The sequence below is a fragment of the Sphingomonas sp. genome, from assembly GCF_031361285.1.
Lineage (GTDB): Bacteria > Pseudomonadota > Alphaproteobacteria > Sphingomonadales > Sphingomonadaceae > Sphingomicrobium.
Map to the genome: position 1 here is coordinate 1 of NZ_JANMCO010000154.1, position 17,298 is coordinate 17,298.

A 17,298-nucleotide genomic window follows, 5' to 3' on the forward strand; every position below is an offset into this window, starting at 1 on the left:
TTCTTGCGGCGCGACGGCGGCACCAGCATCTGCATCGCGCCGACCTCGTCGATGACGTCGATCGCCTTGTCGGGCAGCTTGCGGTCGTGGATGTAGCGGGCCGAGAGTTCGACTGCGCTTTTGATCGCGTCGGCGGTGTAGCGGACGTTGTGGTGGCTCTCGAACGATGAGCGCAGACCGGCGATGATCTTGATAGTGTCCTCGATCGTCGGTTCGTTGACGTCGATCTTCTGGAACCGGCGCAGCAGCGCGCGGTCCTTTTCGAAATGGTTGCGGAATTCCTTGTAGGTGGTGGAGCCGATGCAGCGGATCGCGCCCGACGACAAAGCGGGCTTGAGCAAGTTCGAGGCGTCCATTGCCCCGCCGCTGGTCGCGCCAGCGCCGATGACAGTGTGGATTTCGTCGATGAACAGGATCGCGTCGGGCAGTTTTTCAAGTTCGTTGACGACCGATTTCAGCCGCTCTTCAAAATCGCCGCGATAGCGGGTGCCGGCCAGCAGCGCGCCCATGTCGAGCGCGTAAATCACCGCTGGTTTCAACACTTCGGGGACGTCGCCTTCGATGATCTTGCGCGCCAGGCCCTCGGCGATGGCGGTTTTGCCGACGCCGGGATCGCCGACATAGAGCGGATTGTTCTTTGAGCGGCGGCAGAGGATCTGGACCGTGCGGTCGACCTCGGCCATGCGGCCGATCAGCGGATCGACCTTGCCGGCCCGCGCCTTCTCATTGAGATCGACGGTGAACTGCTTGAGGGCGCTTTCCTTCTTGCCTTCGGACTTTTCGCTTTTCTCTTCGGGCGCGCTGACTTCGCGCGGTTCGGTCGGCGTGTCGCCCTTGCCGACGCCGTGGCTGATGTAGGTCACCGCATCGAGCCGGCTCATATCCTGCTGCTGGAGGAAATAGACCGCATAGCTTTCGCGTTCGGAGAACAAAGCGACCAGCACATTGGCGCCGGTGACTTCGTCGCGGCCCGACGATTGGACGTGGAGGATCGCGCGCTGGACAACGCGCTGGAAGCCGCTGGTCGGGGTCGGGTCGGTGCCATTGTCGGCGACCAAAGCGCCAAGTTCATTGTCGAGATAGGCCTTGACGCTGGAGCGCAGATCGTCGCGGCTGACGCCGCAGGCGGTCATCACTTTGGACGCATGCTCGTCGTCGACCAGCGCGATCAAGAGGTGCTCGAGCGTGGCATATTCGTGCCGCCGCCGGCTGGCCTCGCCGAGCGCGTTATGGAGGGTCTGTTCTAGTTCGCGAGCGAAACTGGGCATTGACGTGGTGACTCCCGGTCCGTCGAGTTTGAGCGGACATGGTTAACAATGTCATACGCTCCGCCCCGGCAATCAAGGGCCGACCACGTCCTTTTCGGTGGATTATTGCCGCTTGAACAGTTCTTCGGCGGCCGAGCGATGGGTGGTGGCGCGGGCAATGTGCGCCTCGACCCGCGCGATTTCTGCCTTGAGCGCGGCGATTCGCTCGTGAAGCTCCGCAACCGAAATCGGGTCGAGGTCCTGCTTGCCGAGCTCGGTCAGCGGGTCCTTGGGCTTGTCGGGAAACAGGTCGTCGAGGTCCATGGCAGGGGAATCGTTGACCCGCCGCGCCGCGCTGTCAATAAGCTGCCGCCCAAGTGACCAGCGAAATCCCCTCCACCATGCGCGCGATCGAAGCACCGGAGCCCGGCGGCCCGGAGGCGTTGCAAATGGTCGAGCGGCCGGTGTCCAGGCCTGGCCCCGGCGAAGTGTTGATCGAAGTGGCGGCGGCGGGGGTTAACCGGCCCGACATCCTCCAGCGCAGGGGACTGTACGCGCCGCCACCGGGCGCGTCACCGATTCTCGGCCTGGAAGTCGCGGGAACGATTGTCGCGGTGGGCGACCGGGTCGACGCTTTAGTCGGCGAGCGGGTGTGCGCTTTGGTAGCGGGCGGCGGTTATGCCGACTATTGCCTCGCGCCCGCCGGGACCTGCCTGCCGGTGCCTGAAGTGCTGACCATGGTCGACGCCGCGGCGATGCCCGAGACGCTGTTCACGGTGTGGGTCAATTTGTTCGAGCGGGGCTTCGCCGCCGATGGCGATACGGTGCTGGTCCACGGCGGCACCAGCGGCATCGGCACGATGGCGATTGCGTTGGGTAAATTGTTCGGGCTGACGGTAATCGTCACTTGCGGAACAGATGAAAAATGCGCGCAGGCGCTCGAGATCGGAGCGGCGCATGCCATCAATTACCTGACTCAGGATTTCGTCGCAGAGGTGCAGCGGCTGACCGGCGGAACCGGCGTCGCGGTGGTGCTGGACATGGTCGGCGGCGATTATGTGCCGCGCAACCTCGCTGCTCTGGCCGAAGATGGCCGGCACGTGTCGATCGCTTTCCAGCGCGGGGCCAGTGCCGAGATCATGATCCCGGAGGTGATGCGGCGGCGGCTGACCCTGACCGGATCGACGCTGCGGCCGCGTTCGGTCGAGTTCAAGACCATGGTCGCGGACGAGATCGCCCGGACGGTCTGGCCTTATGCCGAAGGCGGGCGGTTGAAGCCAGTGATCGACAGCGTGTTTTCGCTCGAGCAAGCGGCCGACGCCCACCGGCGGATCGAAGCGGCCGACCACGTCGGCAAGGTCGTGCTCAAGCTGCGCTAGTTTGGCCGCAACCGGCGGGAGGCAGGCGGTCAGGGATTGTCGCATAGAGGTGGCTCACCGACCTGGAGCGACAGCATGCGTTTTTCAGTCCAAGGCCTTTCGTCCGAGCCATTCCAGCTGCTCTACGGCCTCAGCGACGATAAGCTGGCAAGCCACCGTGCACGCCGCCTAGTGGTCGACGGCAGCGGCTTTCCTGAGCGGATCGAAATGCGCGACGCGCGACCCGGCGAGACGCTGCTGCTGGTCAATTTCGAACATCAGGACGCGGATACGCCGTACCGTTCGAGCCACGCGGTCTATGTGCGGGAAGGGGCCACCGCGGCATGGTCGGGCGATCATTTGCCCGACGTCATGTGCCAGCGACTGCTGTCCTTGCGGGGCTTTTCCGCCGAGGGAACGATGATTAATGCCGATGTGGTCGAGGGAAGCGATGCGGAACCGGTAATCGCGCGCTTGTTCGGCGATCCGAGCGTCGCCTACATCCACGCCCACTACGCCAAGCCCGGTTGCTACGCGGCGCGGATCGACCGCGCTTAGAGCGCTTGCTCTGCAGGGGCAGCAGGACTACATCGCAACTTCAATGGCCGCTCCGCAAGGGGCGGCCCTATTCATTTATAACGGAGCAAAAATACCGTGGCGCAGCCCCTCATGCCGCATGCGACCGCCTCCTGGCTGGTCGAAAATTCTTCCCTGACGTTCGAGCAGATTGCCGAATTTTGCGGACTTCATATCCTCGAAGTGCAAGCGATTGCCGACGACACCGCGGCGACCAAGCTGACCGGGCGCGACCCGATCCGCGCCAACGAGTTGACCCATGCCGAAATCGAGAAAGGCCAGGCCGACCCCGAATACCGGCTGACGATGCACAAGGAGCCGGACCCGGTGCGCCGCACCAAGGGGCCGCGCTACACCCCGGTTAGCAAGCGCCAGGACACGCCCGACGGCATCAACTGGATCATCCGCAACCATCCGGACGTCACCGATGGCCAGATCAGCAAATTGATCGGGACCACCCGCACGACCATCGCCGCGATCCGCGAGCGGAGCCACTGGAACATGGCCAACATCCAGCCCAAGGACCCGGTGACGCTCGGCCTGACCAGCCAGCGCGAACTCGACGCGGCCATCGCCAAGGCCGCCAAGGCGGCCGGCACCCCAGCCTATGTCGATACGACGCTCGATAGCGACCGGCTGGCTTTGATTGAGGAGTTGCGCGCCGAGCGCGTCCAACATCACCGCGATGCCGAAGCGGCGCTGGCCGCGGCCGAGGCCGGCGAAGCAGGCGAGCTGGCGTCGGACGAGATCGTCCCCGGCATCAAGGACCCGTTCAAGCGTTCGTAGTCTCAAGCGCGTCAAACTTGATTCGACAGGTTTAGGGGGTCAAAGCTGCTGCCATGGATGCCGCCGAGCCCGTGATTGAGCCGACGAATGAGCTGAGCTTCGAGGCGGCGCTTGCCCGGCTCGAGGAGATCGTCCGCCTGCTCGAACGCGGCGAGGCGCCGCTCGACCAATCGATCGAGCTCTACCAGGAAGGCGATCGCTTGAAGCGCCATTGCGAGGCGCGGTTGAAGGCGGCACAGGCACGGATCGAGCAGATTGCATTCGGCGCCGACGGCAAGCCTGTAGGCGTGACTCCGTTCGATGGGAGTTGAGGTCCTCGACCGTAGCCGGGCGGATTTCGAAGCCGAATCCAACCGGCTGTCGGCCGAGATCGACAGTTTTTTCAAGCGGCTGCTCGAACCACCTGGGGACGCCCGCGATCGCTTGTACGAAGCAATGCGCCATGCTTCGGTTGGCGGCGGCAAACGGCTCCGCCCGCTCCTGACCAGCGCCGCCGCACAATTGTTCGCGATCGATCCCGACCGCGCCTTGCGGGTCGGCGCGGCGATCGAGGCGATCCACGTTTACTCGCTGATCCACGACGATTTGCCGTGCATGGACAATGACGATTTGCGGCGCGGAAAGCCGACCGTGCACAAGGCCTTTGGCGACGCCGTTGCGGTGCTCGCCGGGGACAGCCTGCATGCGCTGGCGTTCGAGATCCTCGCTCATCCCGCCACTCACGACGACCCGCATGTGCGGTCCGAGCTGGTGTTCGAACTGGCGCGCGCGGCGGGGCCATCGGGGATGGCCGGCGGGCAGATGATGGATTTGGTCGCCGAGGGGCAGGAGCTCGATTTGCCGGCAATTACCCGGCTGCAGCAATTGAAGACCGGGGCGCTGATCGAATATGCGGTCGAAGCGGCATGCATCATGGTGCGGTTGGCCGAGCATGCGCGCACGCCTTATCGCGGCTATGCGCGCAACATCGGGCTGGCGTTCCAGATCGCCGATGATCTCATCGACCATAGCGGCGACGAGGCCGCGGCGGGCAAGCGCACCGGCAAGGATGCGCACGCCGGCAAGGCGACCTTCGTTTCGGTACTGGGCGAGGACCGCGCCAGGCAACAGGCGCAGGTGCTGGTCGAGCAAGCGGTCGAACATTTGGGCGATCATGGCCAGGAAGCGGACCTGCTGCGCGCCATAGCGCGCTTCGCAATAGAACGGGATCATTAGGCTTATGACTCACCGCATCGGCGTTTACCCCGGAACTTTCGACCCGGTCACGCTTGGCCACCTCGATATTGTCCGCCGGGGCGCGCATCTGGTCGACAAACTGGTGATCGGCGTGACGACCAATCCGTCGAAGGAGCCGATGTTCACGATTGCCGAGCGGCTGGCGATGGTCAAGCGCGAGGTCGCGGATATCCCCGGCGACATCGCGGTGGTCGAGTTCGATTCGCTGCTGATGGATTTTGCCGAGCGCGAGGGCGCGGCGCTGATTCTGCGCGGCCTGAGGGCGGTCGCCGATTTCGAATATGAGTATCAGATGGCGGGGATGAACCAGCAATTGAACGACCGGATCGAGACGGTCTTCCTGATGGCCGACGTGTCGCTGCAGCCGATCGCGTCGCGGTTGGTCAAGGAGATCGCGCGCTATGGTGGGGCGATCGACAAGTTCGTGCCGCCAGCGGTGGTCGAAGATGTCGCCAAGCACCTTAAGACGCGCCGCTAGGGTTGGCGTTTGAAGACGTGCCGCGCTATGGCCAAATGCGGATTCCGGGGAGTGGTTAGTAATGCTTAAAGCCTTGTTTGCGTTGCCGTTTATGGCCTTGACTCTGATCGCAGCGGCGCCCGCCGAAACACCTGCGGCGGCGCCCCCCAACGCGCCAGCGGCCACGCCTGTCGTCGCGCCAACGCCTGCCGTCGCTCCGACGCCCGCCAAACCCGTCATACCCGCCGCGGTCAAGGCGCCGGTGTTGCCGCCGCCCGAAGTTAGCAGCAACCTCGCCAACCGGATGACATTGGTCCTGTCGAACGGCGGCACGGTGGTCATCCAGCTGCGCCCCGACGCCGCGCCGACCAATGTCGAACGGATCCAGACTTTGGTTCGCCGCGGATTCTACAGCGGCCTTAAATTCCACCGCGTCATTCCGGGTTTCATGGCCCAGGGCGGCGACCCCAAGGGCATCGGCAATGGCGGTTCCGAACTGCCCGACCTCAAGGCCGAATTCACCACCATTCCCTACATGCGCGGCATGGTGGCGATGGCGCGCACCGACAATCCCGATTCCGCCAACAGCCAGTTCTTCATCATGTTTTCGCCGAACATTGCGCTGTGGGGCAAATATACCGTCATCGGCCGGGTGATGTCGGGCATGGATGCGGTCGACAAGATCGCGGTCGGCGAGCCGCCGGCCAATCCGACGACGATTGTCAGTGCCAAGCTGGGCGATGCGGCGGTAGTTCAAGTTCCGGCGGTCCAGGCGCCAATGGCGCCAGCCCCAGCTGAACCTGTTCCGGCCGCACCCAGCGGCGGCTAATGCGCGTCGACCAGTTCGATTTCGAGCTTCCCAGCGACCGCATAGCTTTACGCCCCGCCCGGCCGCGGGATTCGGCGCGGTTGATGTGCGTGGATGGGGCAGCGATCTCTGATCACGGGGTGATGGACTTGCCGGCGCGGCTGCGAGCCGGCGACGTGCTGGTGTTCAACGACACCAAGGTCATCCCGGCGCAGCTCGAGGGGCGGCGGGGAGAAGCAAGGATTGGCGCCACGCTGCACAAGCGCGAGGGGCCCAGAAGCTGGTGGTCGTTCGTGCGCAATGCGCGGCGGCTCCACGTCGGCGACCGGGTCGAGTTCGGGGCGGGCGTCGCGGCGACGGCGGTCGCGCGCGGCGAGGATGGCGCGTTCCTGCTGCAATTCCATGGGCATGAGCCGGTCGAGCAATTGCTGGCGCGGGCCGGGCGGATGCCGCTACCGCCGTATATCGCTTCGAAGCGGCCAGCGGACGCGGCCGACGAGGACGATTACCAGACGATGTTTGCCCGTGAAGAGGGAGCGGTGGCGGCACCGACGGCGGCGCTGCATTTCACGCCGCGCTTATTGGCTGCCCTCGATGAGCGCGGGATTGGGCGCGAGATGCTGACGCTGCACGTCGGCGCGGGGACCTTCCTGCCGGTCAAGGCAGACACCATCGCTGGTCATAAAATGCACGCCGAATGGGGGCGGATCGATGCAGCGACGGCCGCGCGGTTGAATGCGGTGCGAGCGAATGGCGGGCGGCTGATCGCGGTCGGCACGACGTCGCTGCGACTGGTCGAAAGCGCGGCGGGCGAGGACGGGACGATCCAGCCGTTCGACGGCGACACGGCGATCTTCATCACACCCGGCTATCGCTTCAAGGCGGTCGACGGCCTGATTACCAACTTCCATTTGCCGAGATCGACCCTGTTCATGCTGGTTTCGGCGCTGATGGGGCTGGACGTGATGCAAGTGGCCTACGCTCACGCGATCGAGGAGGAGTATCGTTTCTACTCCTACGGCGACGCGAGCCTTTTGCTGCCCAATTGGACCGACTGTCCGCTTTCGACCGATTGCGGTCATTAGCGGCCCATGAGACACTCGCAACAAAGGAGGTTCAACAATGCGATGGTATGTCGTTACTGCTTCACTTTTGCTGGTCAGCCCGTTGGCCCATGCAAAACCTCTGAGGAACCCCCTCGTCGGGACTTGGGAGCTCAAGCAGTACTTCGACGCTCCTGAGGGTGGTTCGCCTGTCTACGCGTTCGGTAATCCGCCAGTAGGCCTGTTCGTTTTCACTGCCGACGGCCACGTCTCGATCAACTTAATGCGCAACCCCCCGGCGGTCGGCACGGAGAGCAGCGACCCAGACCCAGATGCTTGTATCCCGGTTTGGTACTGCTCGTACTTCGGGACCTATCGATACGATCCGTCAGGTCGAAGCTGGACCACGCACGTGACCGGAGGGAACATCCCGAGCTATTTAGGTACGGACCAGCTGCGGACCTTCAAAATCGAAGGTGACATGCTGACGATAACGGAAACTTACTCCGTCGATAGCAAGACGTTCCACGCGAAGCGGGTGCTCCGGCGCGTCAGCCGCTAGCGTCCGCTTGCCACCCATTGCGGTCATTATTCCTAGCGACGATAACAGGCCGGTGGGCGCGGGTGATATCTTGGACAGGCTTTCGAAGCGCGCCCCTGGCATAGTCGTATTCACCTTATGTTCCGCGCTGGTGGGCGCGTGGACCAGCGCGCCAAACTGGCTGGCCAAGGGCCCGGCGATTGTCGTCGGCGGGTTGGCTATATTGCTGTTGGTGACACGGGGACGGCGACACCGGTTCAAGACTTATGACGAGCTGGACTCATCCGAAAATAGAGGCTGGATCGCGTTCGAACTCGCCGGCAAGGGGACGCCGCCGGGGTCTTATTTGCTCGGCTTTTTTAGCTTCCTCACCATATTCCTGACCGGCTTCCAGACGCCATACGCGATGCTCGCCTGGGCTGGGCTCGCCCTCAGCATCGTGTGGGGCGTTGTCAACGCGCAGTATCCGGTCGACGACGAATTCGACCAGTAACGTCCGCTTGCCGCCCCTTATGCGCGGCTTTTCGATTTAGTGACCAACGCTTCGACCGGCACATCGAGCGCGTAGACAAATCCACTCGGTTTGTAGTCGAGCTCAACTTGGCCATTCAGCTGCTGCCCCAGCGATGTCATCATCCGCGTCCCGAAACTCTTGCGCGCTGGCTCGCCGACGAGAGGTCCGCCCGACTCGGCCCATTCAAACTGAAGACGCTCCCCATCAACGCGCCAAGAAATACGAACCTGGCCCGCTGGAAGTGACAAGGCTCCAAACTTGGTTGTGTTGGTGCCGAGTTCATTCAGCGTCATCGCGAATGCAATAACCGAACTCGACGTAATCCCAATGTCCTCGCCGGCAATGATGAACCGGCCACCGCCTTGGTCAAATGGCTCGATCGCACTCCGCACCGTGCTCTCAATTGTCGCATTTTCCCAACTTACCCGAGTGAGGAGATCGTGAGCGCGCGCCAGGGCCGCAAACCGCCCATCGATCGCGGAGCTCGCGTGGGCCAGGCTAGGTGCCGTGCGCAGGCTTTGATGGGTGATTGCACCCACGGTCGCGAGCATGTTTTTGATCCGGTGGTGCAGCTCCGCGTGGATCAAATGTTGCAATTTGTCAGCAGCATCGCGTTCTTCAGCGTCGATGCCGGACTGGACGAGTAATGCCTTGGCGTCGATGCCTGCCTGCTCCAGCGCCAATTTGAGACTGTCGTTTTCGGTCGTCAGCGCATCCTGGAACGGCTGATTCTCATCGATAATCAGCTGCTGTTGCTCGGTATCGAGCACGGTTTTCACAAGCAGGGCCTGGGCATCGATTCCCGCCTGCTGAAGTTGGTAGCGGAGTTCCCTGTTTTCCCTGATCAGCGGGTCGTCAGCCGGGAGCAGTGACGGCAGCACCTTGAGAGAGCCTTCCCCGACCATCTCTCGAAGTTCCAAAATCATTTGCTGGATTTCGAGCGGCTTTGAGAAAAATTTGCTGTCCTCCGGCTTTTCCGCATCCGTCACCGTAATCTGGCCGGAGACCAAAATGATTTTGATATGCGGCCAGCGCCTGTGTGCCGCATGGGCGAGTTTCAATCCGTCCATGCTTCCCGGCATTTGAATGTCAGTAAACAGCAAGGATATGTCATCACGCGATTCAAGAATTAGAATGGCTTCGTCAGCGCTCACGGCCTCAATTGGCACGAACCCGGCATCTTCAACGATGTCTACGGCGCGCATCCGCAGAACCATCTCATCTTCGACCACCAAGACGATAGGTTTGGAGTCAGGGTGTGCCATTTCAATTCCTTTTTTGCCGCCAAGCAGATCGCAGCGAATTGTCGCTCCAATCACGGCCTCCGAAGGACAGCCAAGTCCTTCGGACGGGACAACCTATATCAATAGGGCAAGAGAGTCGCTCGCGAATGCTGCAACACCAAAACATCCGCGCTGGAAATGTCCGCTGTCCACCCAGCGCGGACTTCGGCTCAGGTCGCGAAATAGCCAAAGAGCAAGCGGGCGGTCATGCCGAGGGAGATGACGACCAGCAGCGGGCGGATGAGTTTCGCGCCGAATTTTAGCGCGGTGTGGCTGCCGAGGTAGCCGCCGAGAATTGCGCCGGCCGCCATGCAACCGCCGAGCAACCACAGCATATGGCCGCCTAGCGCGAACAATAGGACGCTGGCGATGTTGCTGGTGAAGTTGAACAGCTTGGTGAGCGCGGTCGCCTTGGTCAGGCCGTACCCGCGCAGCGCGACCAAGCTGGTGGTGAAGAAGGTGCCGGTGCCGGGGCCGAAGAAGCCGTCGTAAAAGCCGATCGCGCCGCCCAAGGGGGCATAACCGGCGGACGTGACGCGATGGTGGGCGTCGTCGTCGGTCATGCGCGGCGACAGCAGGATGTAGATCGCTGCGGCGACCAGCAAGACGGGGATGATCAGGTTGAGGAGCCGGGTCTGGATCAGCTGGACGACGATCGCGCCGCCGGTCGCGCCGACGAACACCAGCAGGACCGACCAGCGGTTGGGGCGCCATTCGACCAGGCCCGAACGCCAGTAATTGCGCAGCGCGGTGCCGGTGCCGAACATCGATTGCAATTTGTTGGTGCCGAGTGCGTGCAGTGGCGGCACGCCGGCGAACAGCAGCGCCGGCATCATGATCAACCCGCCGCCGCCGGCGATGGCGTCGATGAAGCCGGTCAGGACGGCGGTCGCGGTCAGCGCGGGATAGACCCAGGGTTCGATCATCGTTGGGGCCCTAAACGTTCGTCGCGAGGCAAGTCGAGGGGCGCGGCTCGACTTGCCGCGGCGCCAGCGGGTAGGGAAGGCCGATGAGACCGCTGGCCTTGATGCAGTTGCTTACGATCGCCTGGTTGGCGAGCGAATTCATTGTCTTCCAGCGTGACCTCCAGCCCAAATCCGGGATCAGGCGCGATCTCGGCAGCCGGCTGGCGCTGTTCGCCGGCATCGGCGTCGGCTTCTTCGTTGCCGTCCAGGCGGTGGCGCAAAATTGGGCGCCGCTGCCCGGGCCGCGGGCCGCGTGGATGATGGCCGGGGCGGTGCTCGCCGTCGCCGGAATCCTCTACCGCCAATATGCGGTGCGCTGGCTGGGGGCTTTTTTCCGGACCCAGGTGACGCTGCTCGACGACCATCGCCTGATCACCGACGGACCGTACGCGCGGCTGCGGCACCCGACCTATAGCGGCGCGCTGCTGACCTGCACCGGCATCGGACTGGTGGCGGGCAGCGGTGTTGCCCTGGCAGCGATGGTCGGGCTGCCGCTGATCGCCTTCGCTTATCGCATCCGCGTCGAGGAGCGGGCGCTGGGCGAGCATTTCGGCGCGGATTGGAACGAGTACCGCGAACGCACGGCGGCGCTGATCCCGGGACTTTGGTAGCCGCCGCGCTATCGACTTGCGGGCCAGTGCTTGGCATGCGCGCCGCGTGACCCGCTTTGCCTTTTCGATCGCCGCCACCAACGGTGCCGCGCGAACCGGCGCTATCGCCATGGCGCGCGGCACGATCCGCACGCCGGCGTTCATGCCAGTGGGGACGGCGGCGACGGTCAAGGCGATGAAGCCCGGCGACGTCGCCGCGTCGGGCGCCGACATCATCCTTGGCAATACCTATCATTTGATGCTGCGCCCGGGGGCGGAGCGGGTAGCGAAACTGGGCGGGCTGCACCGCTTCATGGGCTGGGACGGGCCGATATTGACCGACAGCGGCGGTTACCAGGTGATGAGCCTGTCCGAGCTAATCAAAGTCACCGAGGAGGGGGTGAGCTTCAAGAGCCACCTCGACGGGACGCGGCACATGCTCAGCCCCGAACGGTCGATCGAGGTGCAGCGGTTGCTGGGGTCGGATATCGTCATGGCGTTCGATGAGCTGGTGCCGACGACGTCGACGGCCGCGCAACAGCGTGAGGCGATGGAGCGATCGATGCGCTGGGCCAAGCGGTCGCGCGAGGAATTCGACCGCGGCGGCGATCATGCGGGGACGGCGGCGATCTTCGGGATCCAGCAGGGCGCGCTCGACGCGCAGCTGCGCCAGGCGTCAGCCGAGGCGCTGATCGACATCGGTTTCGACGGTTATGCGGTCGGCGGACTGGCGGTCGGCGAGGGGCAGGCGGCGATGCTCGGCTGCCTCGATTTCGCGGTCGACATGCTGCCAGCGGACGCACCGCGCTACCTGATGGGGGTCGGCAAGCCCGACGACATTGTCGAGGCGGTGGTGCGCGGCATCGACATGTTCGATTGCGTGCTGCCGACGCGATCGGGTCGGACTGGGCAGGCGTTCACAGCGGATGGGCCGCTCAATTTGCGCAACGCGCGGTTTGCGGAGGACCAGGAACCGATTGAGCCTGAGTGCCCGTGCCCGACCTGCGCGCAATTCGAGCGGGCGTACGTCCATCATCTGGTCAAGTCGGGCGAGATTTTGGGCGCGATGCTGATGACCGAGCATAATCTGTGGTTCTACCAGCGTCTCATGCAAGGCCTGCGCGAGGCGATCGGGGCGGGGCGGCTAGTCGCGTACGCGGAGGATTTTTTGGGCCGGTATCGGGGCTAATCGGCGCGGAAGGAGAGGAAGCTGGGCATCGGGCCGTTCCAGCCTTCGTCGGGGCCGTCGGCTTCGGGTTGGGGATCGCGGCGCGGGGGGCGGGGCTTGCGCTCTTCCCTGGCGCGCGGCGGGGGTGACGCTTTCGCAGCCGGTTCAGCGCGCGGGGCGCGTTCGGCGCGGGGCGGCCGGGACTCCCGGCTTTCGCGCGGCTTGCGAGCATCGCGCGGCGGTCTTGCCTCACGCGGATCGCGCCTGTCTGGCTCTGGGGCTTCGGGCGCGGCAGGGTCCTGAGCCGCGCCGCTGCGGGTGATCTTGAACCCGGTCAATTTCTCGATCGCGGCGACCTGGTCGGCGTCGGCGCTGGTGGCCAGCGTGATGGCGATCCCCTTCATGCCGGCGCGGCCGGTGCGGCCAATGCGATGGATATAATCATCGGGCTGCCACGGTACGTCGAAATTGATCACGTGGCTGACGCCTTTGACGTCGAGGCCGCGGGCAGCGACGTCGGAAGCGACGAGGATGTTGATGTCACCCGATTTGAAGCGGTCGAACTCGGCGATCCGGTCAGATTGGTCCATGTCGCCTTGGATCTGGCCGACCGAAAAGCCCGAGCGCTTGAGGCTGGTGGCGAGCTCGCGCACCGTGGTCTTGCGGTTGGAGAAGACGATCGCGTTCTTGAACTCGGCGGAGCGCAGTATATCACGCAGCGCGTCTTTTTTCTTGTCGGGGCGAACCTGGACCAGCCGCTGCTCGATGTTGACGTTGGCGGTCGCCGGGCGGGTCGCCTCGACGCGCTTGGGGTCGGCGAGGAACTTGGCCGCCAGCTTCTGGATCGGCGGTGGCATGGTCGCCGAGAACAGCAACGTTTGGCGCGATTTGGGCAGCTTCGAGCAGATTTCCTCGATGTCGGGGATGAAGCCCATGTCGAGCATGCGGTCGGCTTCGTCGATGACCAGGAGGTTGCAATCGTTGAGCATGATCTTGCCGCGGCCGAACAGATCCATCAGGCGTCCCGGTGTAGCGATCAGGACATCCACGCCCTTCTCTAACGCCTTGACCTGGTCGCCCATTTGTACGCCGCCGATCAGCAGGGCCATCGAGAGCTTGTGATATTTGCCGTATTTCTCGAAATTCTCGGCGACTTGGGCGGCCAGCTCGCGGGTCGGCTCAAGGATGAGCGAACGCGGCATGCGCGCACGGGCGCGGCCCTGGGCGAGGATGTCGATCATCGGCAAGACGAAACCGGCGGTCTTGCCGGTGCCGGTCTGGGCAATGCCGACAATGTCCTTGCCCATCAGCACCGAGGGGATGACGCCGCTTTGGATCGGGGTTGGTTCGCCATAGCCGCTATCGGCGACGGCGCGGAGCAATTCGTCGGAAAGGCCGAGGTCGGCAAAAGACATTCAAAAATCCGGAAAATGAGTGGAGTGCGAAGGCCTGAATCGAGCCGCTGCAACTGGTGACAGTGCTAACGCCCGCTAGGCCAAAATGTCAAGGAAAGCTCAGTCCCTGAGCTTCGGCTTGAGCTTGCGGAAACCTTCTATCCGGCAGCTTGCGCCGATGCGCGATCGGATGGAATCGCGTCGGACACACACCCGATGATCCGGAGTTGACAGATAAAAGTTGCCGTAGAAGTCGAGCGCCGGGCAGTCGTCATCGAATGTCGCTCGGATCCGTTGATTATCAGCCATCACCAGGTCGACATGGTTCATCCCCGACAGCAAGGCCCCGCGAATATCGCTGACGGCGACGCATTTTGGGCCTTTGCTTTCAACCCAGTCGATCCGCTGCAGGGATTGATGCGGCCGCACCGTTACGCGCAGGATCCATTCCTGTTCGAGGACGAGCCGTTGTTCACTCACCTGCGGCGCTTCCGCGGGCGCGGACGCCAAGCCAAGGAGAAGCGGAAACAATGCCAAAAAAATCGCAACGGTCACGTAAGCACAGTCATCATGGGTCGCGACTTTGCAGCTAGGGCTTGAATGATCAATGAATTATCGACGGCGAGGGAAGAAGGTCAGCCGCGGGCGTCGCTAGCTTGCGGCCTTGCCAGAATGGCAGTCCGGGAATAGAGGCTGCCCCCAGCAAATCCCACCGGATGGATGACGGCGCTCGAGGGTGCCCCAATCCCGGACCCCAGGAGAATGATCGAATGGCGACTGCCGCGCCGACCCAGACCCTGCCATTATTCTATTCCGATCTCGTCGCGCTCAACGTGACCGAGCACGGCAAAATGAAGATCAAGGCAATCGAAAAGGCTTCGATGATCGCCGCCACGCACGCGATTCCGGCGACGGTCGACGAATTCGCGCTGCTGCAGCGACACTATCCAATCGTGTTTTCGGTCGGCGAGACGCCGGTGCCGCTGGTGCTGATGGGATTGAGCGAGGGCATCAATGTGTACTTCAACGAAGAGGGCAAGCTCCACGACCCGATGATGTACGTGCCGGCCTATATGCGCCGCTATCCGTTTCTGCTGGTGCGGTTGAAACCTGACAGTGACGAGCTGTCGCTGTGCGTCGATCCGACGTCGGGCGCGATCGGCGATTTCAAGGACGGCGAGCCATTGTTCGATGGCGACCAGCCGAGCCAGGCGACGCAGGCGATCCTGCAGTTCTGCGAGCAATTCGAAACCGCCGGACAACGGACCGCGGTGTTCATCGACGAATTGAAGAAATCCGGCCTGCTGATGGACGGCGAGGTCGCCATCCAGCCCGAGGGCGCCGAGCAGCCGTTCATCTATCGCGGCTTCCAGATGGTCGACGAGGAGAAGCTGCGCGAACTTCGCGGCGACGAACTGCGCAAGATGAACCAGAACGGGATGCTGGCGCTGATCTATGCGCATTTGTTTTCGCTGTCGCAGATCCGCGAAGTATTTTCGCGCCAGGTGATGCAGGGCAAGGGACCGGTGGCGACACCGCAGTTGGCCGCAGCCGACGCGTAAATCGCACGATCCGACCCATGTTCGACCGCGCCAGTTGAAAGCGCGCTCCGGATTCCTATCTTACACGGGTTCAGTTGGCGCTCGTGTTCCCCCCTGCACGACGGGCCACAATATCCTGAACTTCGGCCATCCCGTCCTCGTGGCGGGGTGGCCGATTTATTCTGCGGCGGTGGCGACCTGGCGGCCAAGCAGCAGGTCGCCGAGGCCAGCCGCGAGCGCCTCGAACAGCGCAGCAACGCGGTCGAAGCCGGGGCCGGCAGCGCTCAAAGTGTCATCGAGGTAGCAGCGGCGGTCGACCTCGACTTGCAGCGCGTGAACACCCTGTAGCGGGGCGCCGTGGCGTTCGGTGATGTGGCCGCCGGCGAACGGATCGTTGAGCCCGGCCTCAAAGCCGGCGGCCCGGGCCATCTGGACGGCCGCGGCGCTCAACCAGGCCGCGGCGCTGCTGCCGTGGCAATCGCCGAACACGATTTCGGGCGCCCCGCGAGCCGGTGGCGGCATCGAATGGCAGTCGAGCAACACCGCGCAGCCGAACCGATCGACCAGGCCATCCAGCTGGTCTGCGATGGCTTGATGAAAAGGCCGGTGGGCTTGCGCGAGCCGGTCCTCGAGCTGGGTCGGACCAATCGCCCGGCGCCACAGATAGCCGTGGCTGTGGGTCCGGCCGGGGACGATGCCCAGCCCACTGCGCGCCCGCGCGCTGATCCGGCCGCGATGGCTGCCTTCGATGACCGCCGGGTCGACGTCATCCTCGGCCCGGTTGCAGTCGATCGCGGCCCGCGGCGCCCGGGCGATCACCGCCGCGGCGCCGTTGTGTATCGCCCGCCAGACCAATCGATCGACTAAAGGGTCCTCGAGCGCAACCAGCGAGGTCCGCCCGCTCGACGCCAGCGCGACCAGCCAGTCGGGATAGTCGCGGCCCGCGTGGGGCACCGACAGCACCACTGGCCGCGGGCCGCGCGGCGGATGGACAATCGGGGCGGGAAGCGGGGTTACACAAGGCACGGGAGCTGTCACTGAAGAGTCTCAATCTAGGACGAATGTGCGGCGGTCAACGCACGAGTGGCTGGTTCACGGCTGGAAAATGTTCAATCATGCGCGCATATGGAGGGGGCGATGGCAAGAATCCTGCTGGCTGAAGACGACACGTCGATGCGCGAGTATCTGCAGCGGGCGCTGCAGCGCGTCGGCTATGAAGTCGCCGCGGTTGGCTGTGGGACCGAAGCCATGCCGCTTCTCGAGACCGAGCGCTTCGACCTCCTGCTGACCGACATCGTCATGCCCGAGATGGACGGCATCGAGCTGGCCCAGAAAGCCTCCGCCATCGACCCCGCGATCCGAGTGATGTTCATCACCGGCTTTGCCGCCGTGGCGTTGCAGGGCGGGCGTACGGCGCCGGAAGCCAAATTGCTGTCGAAGCCGTTCCATTTGAAAGACCTGGTGGCCGAGGTCGACCGCATCTTCCAGACCGAGGACCAGCACGGCCGGCTCTAAGTCGCGTTCGAGTGGCTTGCACGCCTTCGATCTCCCCCCTAAACGCCGCGCTCTGCCCTCGGGCGGTGGGCGTGTAGCTCAGTGGTAGAGCACTGTGTTGACATCGCAGGGGTCGCAAGTTCAATCCTTGCCACGCCCACCATTTTTTCAGTGACTTAGCGGTGGATTCAAGTTTGCGATCACAGCTGTCGGCTGGTTCAGAAGATCTCCCCGTTGGTTGATTGATTTAAAGGCGGAGCCCCCGCTAGTCGGCGTGTGGTTTGGTGCCCTTGGGAT

21 protein-coding genes and 1 tRNA gene are annotated in these 17,298 nt (G+C 63.7%); 15 read left to right on the top strand and 7 right to left on the bottom strand.

Annotated features, from left to right (window positions below; translation table 11 throughout):
* Together RMO25_RS12475 and RMO25_RS12480 are read right to left on the bottom strand one after the other, a co-directional pair.
* A partial coding sequence (locus RMO25_RS12475; protein ID WP_309662926.1) for an AAA family ATPase occupies positions 1 to 1,268 on the bottom strand: 1,268 nt, incomplete at its 3' end.
* Between the two features lie 102 nt (positions 1,269 to 1,370).
* Positions 1,371 to 1,571: a DUF1192 domain-containing protein gene (locus RMO25_RS12480; protein ID WP_309662927.1), complete on the bottom strand. Its 201-nt coding sequence runs from the start codon at positions 1,569 to 1,571 to the stop codon at positions 1,371 to 1,373.
* 77 nt (positions 1,572 to 1,648) lie between these two features.
* Between RMO25_RS12480 and RMO25_RS12485 the strand changes: the two genes are divergently transcribed.
* From RMO25_RS12485 to RMO25_RS12530, 10 genes are all read left to right on the top strand, one after another.
* Positions 1,649 to 2,626, top strand: coding sequence for an NAD(P)H-quinone oxidoreductase (locus RMO25_RS12485; RefSeq protein ID WP_309662946.1), 978 nt, complete (start codon positions 1,649 to 1,651; stop codon positions 2,624 to 2,626).
* 75 nt (positions 2,627 to 2,701) lie between these two features.
* The gene (locus tag RMO25_RS12490; RefSeq protein WP_309662928.1) at positions 2,702 to 3,163 is read left to right on the top strand and encodes a DUF1203 domain-containing protein; all 462 of its coding nucleotides are present in this window, start codon (positions 2,702 to 2,704) and stop codon (positions 3,161 to 3,163) included.
* 96 nt (positions 3,164 to 3,259) lie between these two features.
* Positions 3,260 to 3,967: a DUF1013 domain-containing protein gene (locus tag RMO25_RS12495; protein ID WP_309662929.1), complete on the top strand. Its 708-nt coding sequence runs from the start codon at positions 3,260 to 3,262 to the stop codon at positions 3,965 to 3,967.
* Positions 3,968 to 4,020: 53 nt separating this feature from the next.
* Positions 4,021 to 4,278, top strand: coding sequence for an exodeoxyribonuclease VII small subunit (locus RMO25_RS12500; RefSeq protein ID WP_309662930.1), 258 nt, complete (start codon positions 4,021 to 4,023; stop codon positions 4,276 to 4,278).
* A complete protein-coding gene (locus tag RMO25_RS12505) occupies positions 4,268 to 5,182 on the top strand; it encodes a farnesyl diphosphate synthase (protein ID WP_309662931.1) in 915 nt (304 codons plus the stop codon). Before RMO25_RS12500 ends, RMO25_RS12505 begins: the two co-directional genes overlap by 11 nt.
* Positions 5,183 to 5,186: 4 nt before the next feature.
* The gene (gene coaD, locus RMO25_RS12510) at positions 5,187 to 5,681 is read left to right on the top strand and encodes a pantetheine-phosphate adenylyltransferase (RefSeq protein WP_309662932.1); all 495 of its coding nucleotides are present in this window, start codon (positions 5,187 to 5,189) and stop codon (positions 5,679 to 5,681) included.
* 61 nt (positions 5,682 to 5,742) lie between these two features.
* Positions 5,743 to 6,489 carry a peptidylprolyl isomerase gene (locus RMO25_RS12515; protein ID WP_309662933.1) on the top strand — a complete coding sequence of 249 codons (747 nt, stop codon included), beginning with the start codon at positions 5,743 to 5,745 and terminating at the stop codon, positions 6,487 to 6,489.
* Positions 6,489 to 7,553: a tRNA preQ1(34) S-adenosylmethionine ribosyltransferase-isomerase QueA gene (queA, locus tag RMO25_RS12520; protein WP_309662934.1), complete on the top strand. Its 1,065-nt coding sequence runs from the start codon at positions 6,489 to 6,491 to the stop codon at positions 7,551 to 7,553. The genes RMO25_RS12515 and queA overlap by 1 nt, the downstream gene beginning before the upstream one ends.
* A 37-nt stretch (positions 7,554 to 7,590) precedes the next feature.
* Entirely contained in the window at positions 7,591 to 8,073 is a 483-nt protein-coding gene (locus RMO25_RS12525) for a lipocalin-like domain-containing protein (RefSeq protein WP_309662935.1), read from the top strand.
* Between the two features lie 130 nt (positions 8,074 to 8,203).
* A complete protein-coding gene (locus RMO25_RS12530) occupies positions 8,204 to 8,545 on the top strand; it encodes a hypothetical protein (protein WP_309662936.1) in 342 nt (113 codons plus the stop codon).
* A gap of 17 nt (positions 8,546 to 8,562) precedes the next feature.
* Here the strand turns inward: RMO25_RS12530 and RMO25_RS12535 are convergent, their stop codons facing one another.
* Together RMO25_RS12535 and RMO25_RS12540 are read right to left on the bottom strand one after the other, a co-directional pair.
* Positions 8,563 to 9,885 carry an HWE histidine kinase domain-containing protein gene (locus tag RMO25_RS12535; RefSeq protein ID WP_309662937.1) on the bottom strand — a complete coding sequence of 441 codons (1,323 nt, stop codon included), beginning with the start codon at positions 9,883 to 9,885 and terminating at the stop codon, positions 8,563 to 8,565.
* A gap of 134 nt (positions 9,886 to 10,019) precedes the next feature.
* Positions 10,020 to 10,775 (bottom strand): TSUP family transporter, encoded by a 756-nt coding sequence (locus tag RMO25_RS12540; protein ID WP_309662938.1) that lies wholly within the window; start codon positions 10,773 to 10,775, stop codon positions 10,020 to 10,022.
* Between the two features lie 83 nt (positions 10,776 to 10,858).
* Between RMO25_RS12540 and RMO25_RS12545 the strand changes: the two genes are divergently transcribed.
* Positions 10,859 to 11,425 carry an isoprenylcysteine carboxylmethyltransferase family protein gene (locus RMO25_RS12545; protein ID WP_309662939.1) on the top strand — a complete coding sequence of 189 codons (567 nt, stop codon included), beginning with the start codon at positions 10,859 to 10,861 and terminating at the stop codon, positions 11,423 to 11,425.
* Positions 11,426 to 11,471: 46 nt separating this feature from the next.
* The gene (tgt, locus tag RMO25_RS12550) at positions 11,472 to 12,593 is read left to right on the top strand and encodes a tRNA guanosine(34) transglycosylase Tgt (RefSeq protein WP_309662940.1); all 1,122 of its coding nucleotides are present in this window, start codon (positions 11,472 to 11,474) and stop codon (positions 12,591 to 12,593) included.
* Here tgt and RMO25_RS12555 read toward each other — a convergent pair.
* Together RMO25_RS12555 and RMO25_RS12560 are read right to left on the bottom strand one after the other, a co-directional pair.
* On the bottom strand, positions 12,590 to 13,987 hold the full coding sequence (locus tag RMO25_RS12555; RefSeq protein WP_309662941.1) for a DEAD/DEAH box helicase: 1,398 nt from the start codon (positions 13,985 to 13,987) through the stop codon (positions 12,590 to 12,592). The genes tgt and RMO25_RS12555 overlap by 4 nt on opposite strands.
* A gap of 99 nt (positions 13,988 to 14,086) precedes the next feature.
* Complete coding sequence (locus RMO25_RS12560) at positions 14,087 to 14,521, bottom strand: hypothetical protein (protein WP_309662942.1); 435 nt, start codon at positions 14,519 to 14,521, stop codon at positions 14,087 to 14,089.
* Positions 14,522 to 14,736: 215 nt separating this feature from the next.
* On the opposite strand from RMO25_RS12560, the gene RMO25_RS12565 reads away from it, so the two are divergent.
* Positions 14,737 to 15,528, top strand: a complete 792-nt coding sequence (locus RMO25_RS12565) for a SapC family protein (protein ID WP_309662943.1) — start codon at positions 14,737 to 14,739, stop codon at positions 15,526 to 15,528.
* Positions 15,529 to 15,684: 156 nt separating this feature from the next.
* Here the strand turns inward: RMO25_RS12565 and RMO25_RS12570 are convergent, their stop codons facing one another.
* Positions 15,685 to 16,545 (bottom strand): N-formylglutamate amidohydrolase, encoded by an 861-nt coding sequence (locus tag RMO25_RS12570; protein WP_309662944.1) that lies wholly within the window; start codon positions 16,543 to 16,545, stop codon positions 15,685 to 15,687.
* Between the two features lie 99 nt (positions 16,546 to 16,644).
* Between RMO25_RS12570 and cpdR the strand changes: the two genes are divergently transcribed.
* Both cpdR and RMO25_RS12580 read left to right on the top strand, forming a co-directional pair.
* Positions 16,645 to 17,022 carry a cell cycle two-component system response regulator CpdR gene (cpdR, locus tag RMO25_RS12575; protein WP_309662945.1) on the top strand — a complete coding sequence of 126 codons (378 nt, stop codon included), beginning with the start codon at positions 16,645 to 16,647 and terminating at the stop codon, positions 17,020 to 17,022.
* Between the two features lie 67 nt (positions 17,023 to 17,089).
* Positions 17,090 to 17,164: transfer RNA gene (locus tag RMO25_RS12580), tRNA-Val, on the top strand.
* Positions 17,165 to 17,298: the final 134 nt, after the last annotated feature.

Excerpts from the sequence above, each read along its gene's own strand:
- RMO25_RS12500 (WP_309662930.1), top strand. The coding sequence starts at position 4,021 with ATGGATGCCGCCGAGCCCGTGATTGAGCCGACGAATGAGCTGAGCTTC.
- RMO25_RS12505 (WP_309662931.1), top strand. The coding sequence starts at position 4,268 with ATGGGAGTTGAGGTCCTCGACCGTAGCCGGGCGGATTTCGAAGCCGAA.
- RMO25_RS12515 (WP_309662933.1), top strand. The coding sequence starts at position 5,743 with ATGCTTAAAGCCTTGTTTGCGTTGCCGTTTATGGCCTTGACTCTGATC.
- RMO25_RS12555 (WP_309662941.1), bottom strand. The coding sequence starts at position 13,987 with ATGTCTTTTGCCGACCTCGGCCTTTCCGACGAATTGCTCCGCGCCGTC.
- cpdR (WP_309662945.1), top strand. The coding sequence starts at position 16,645 with ATGGCAAGAATCCTGCTGGCTGAAGACGACACGTCGATGCGCGAGTAT.
- RMO25_RS12480 (WP_309662927.1), bottom strand. The coding sequence starts at position 1,571 with ATGGACCTCGACGACCTGTTTCCCGACAAGCCCAAGGACCCGCTGACC.
- RMO25_RS12565 (WP_309662943.1), top strand. The coding sequence starts at position 14,737 with ATGGCGACTGCCGCGCCGACCCAGACCCTGCCATTATTCTATTCCGAT.
- RMO25_RS12545 (WP_309662939.1), top strand. The coding sequence starts at position 10,859 with ATGAGACCGCTGGCCTTGATGCAGTTGCTTACGATCGCCTGGTTGGCG.
- coaD (WP_309662932.1), top strand. The coding sequence starts at position 5,187 with ATGACTCACCGCATCGGCGTTTACCCCGGAACTTTCGACCCGGTCACG.
- queA (WP_309662934.1), top strand. The coding sequence starts at position 6,489 with ATGCGCGTCGACCAGTTCGATTTCGAGCTTCCCAGCGACCGCATAGCT.
- RMO25_RS12490 (WP_309662928.1), top strand. The coding sequence starts at position 2,702 with ATGCGTTTTTCAGTCCAAGGCCTTTCGTCCGAGCCATTCCAGCTGCTC.
- RMO25_RS12525 (WP_309662935.1), top strand. The coding sequence starts at position 7,591 with ATGCGATGGTATGTCGTTACTGCTTCACTTTTGCTGGTCAGCCCGTTG.
- RMO25_RS12540 (WP_309662938.1), bottom strand. The coding sequence starts at position 10,775 with ATGATCGAACCCTGGGTCTATCCCGCGCTGACCGCGACCGCCGTCCTG.
- RMO25_RS12485 (WP_309662946.1), top strand. The coding sequence starts at position 1,649 with ATGCGCGCGATCGAAGCACCGGAGCCCGGCGGCCCGGAGGCGTTGCAA.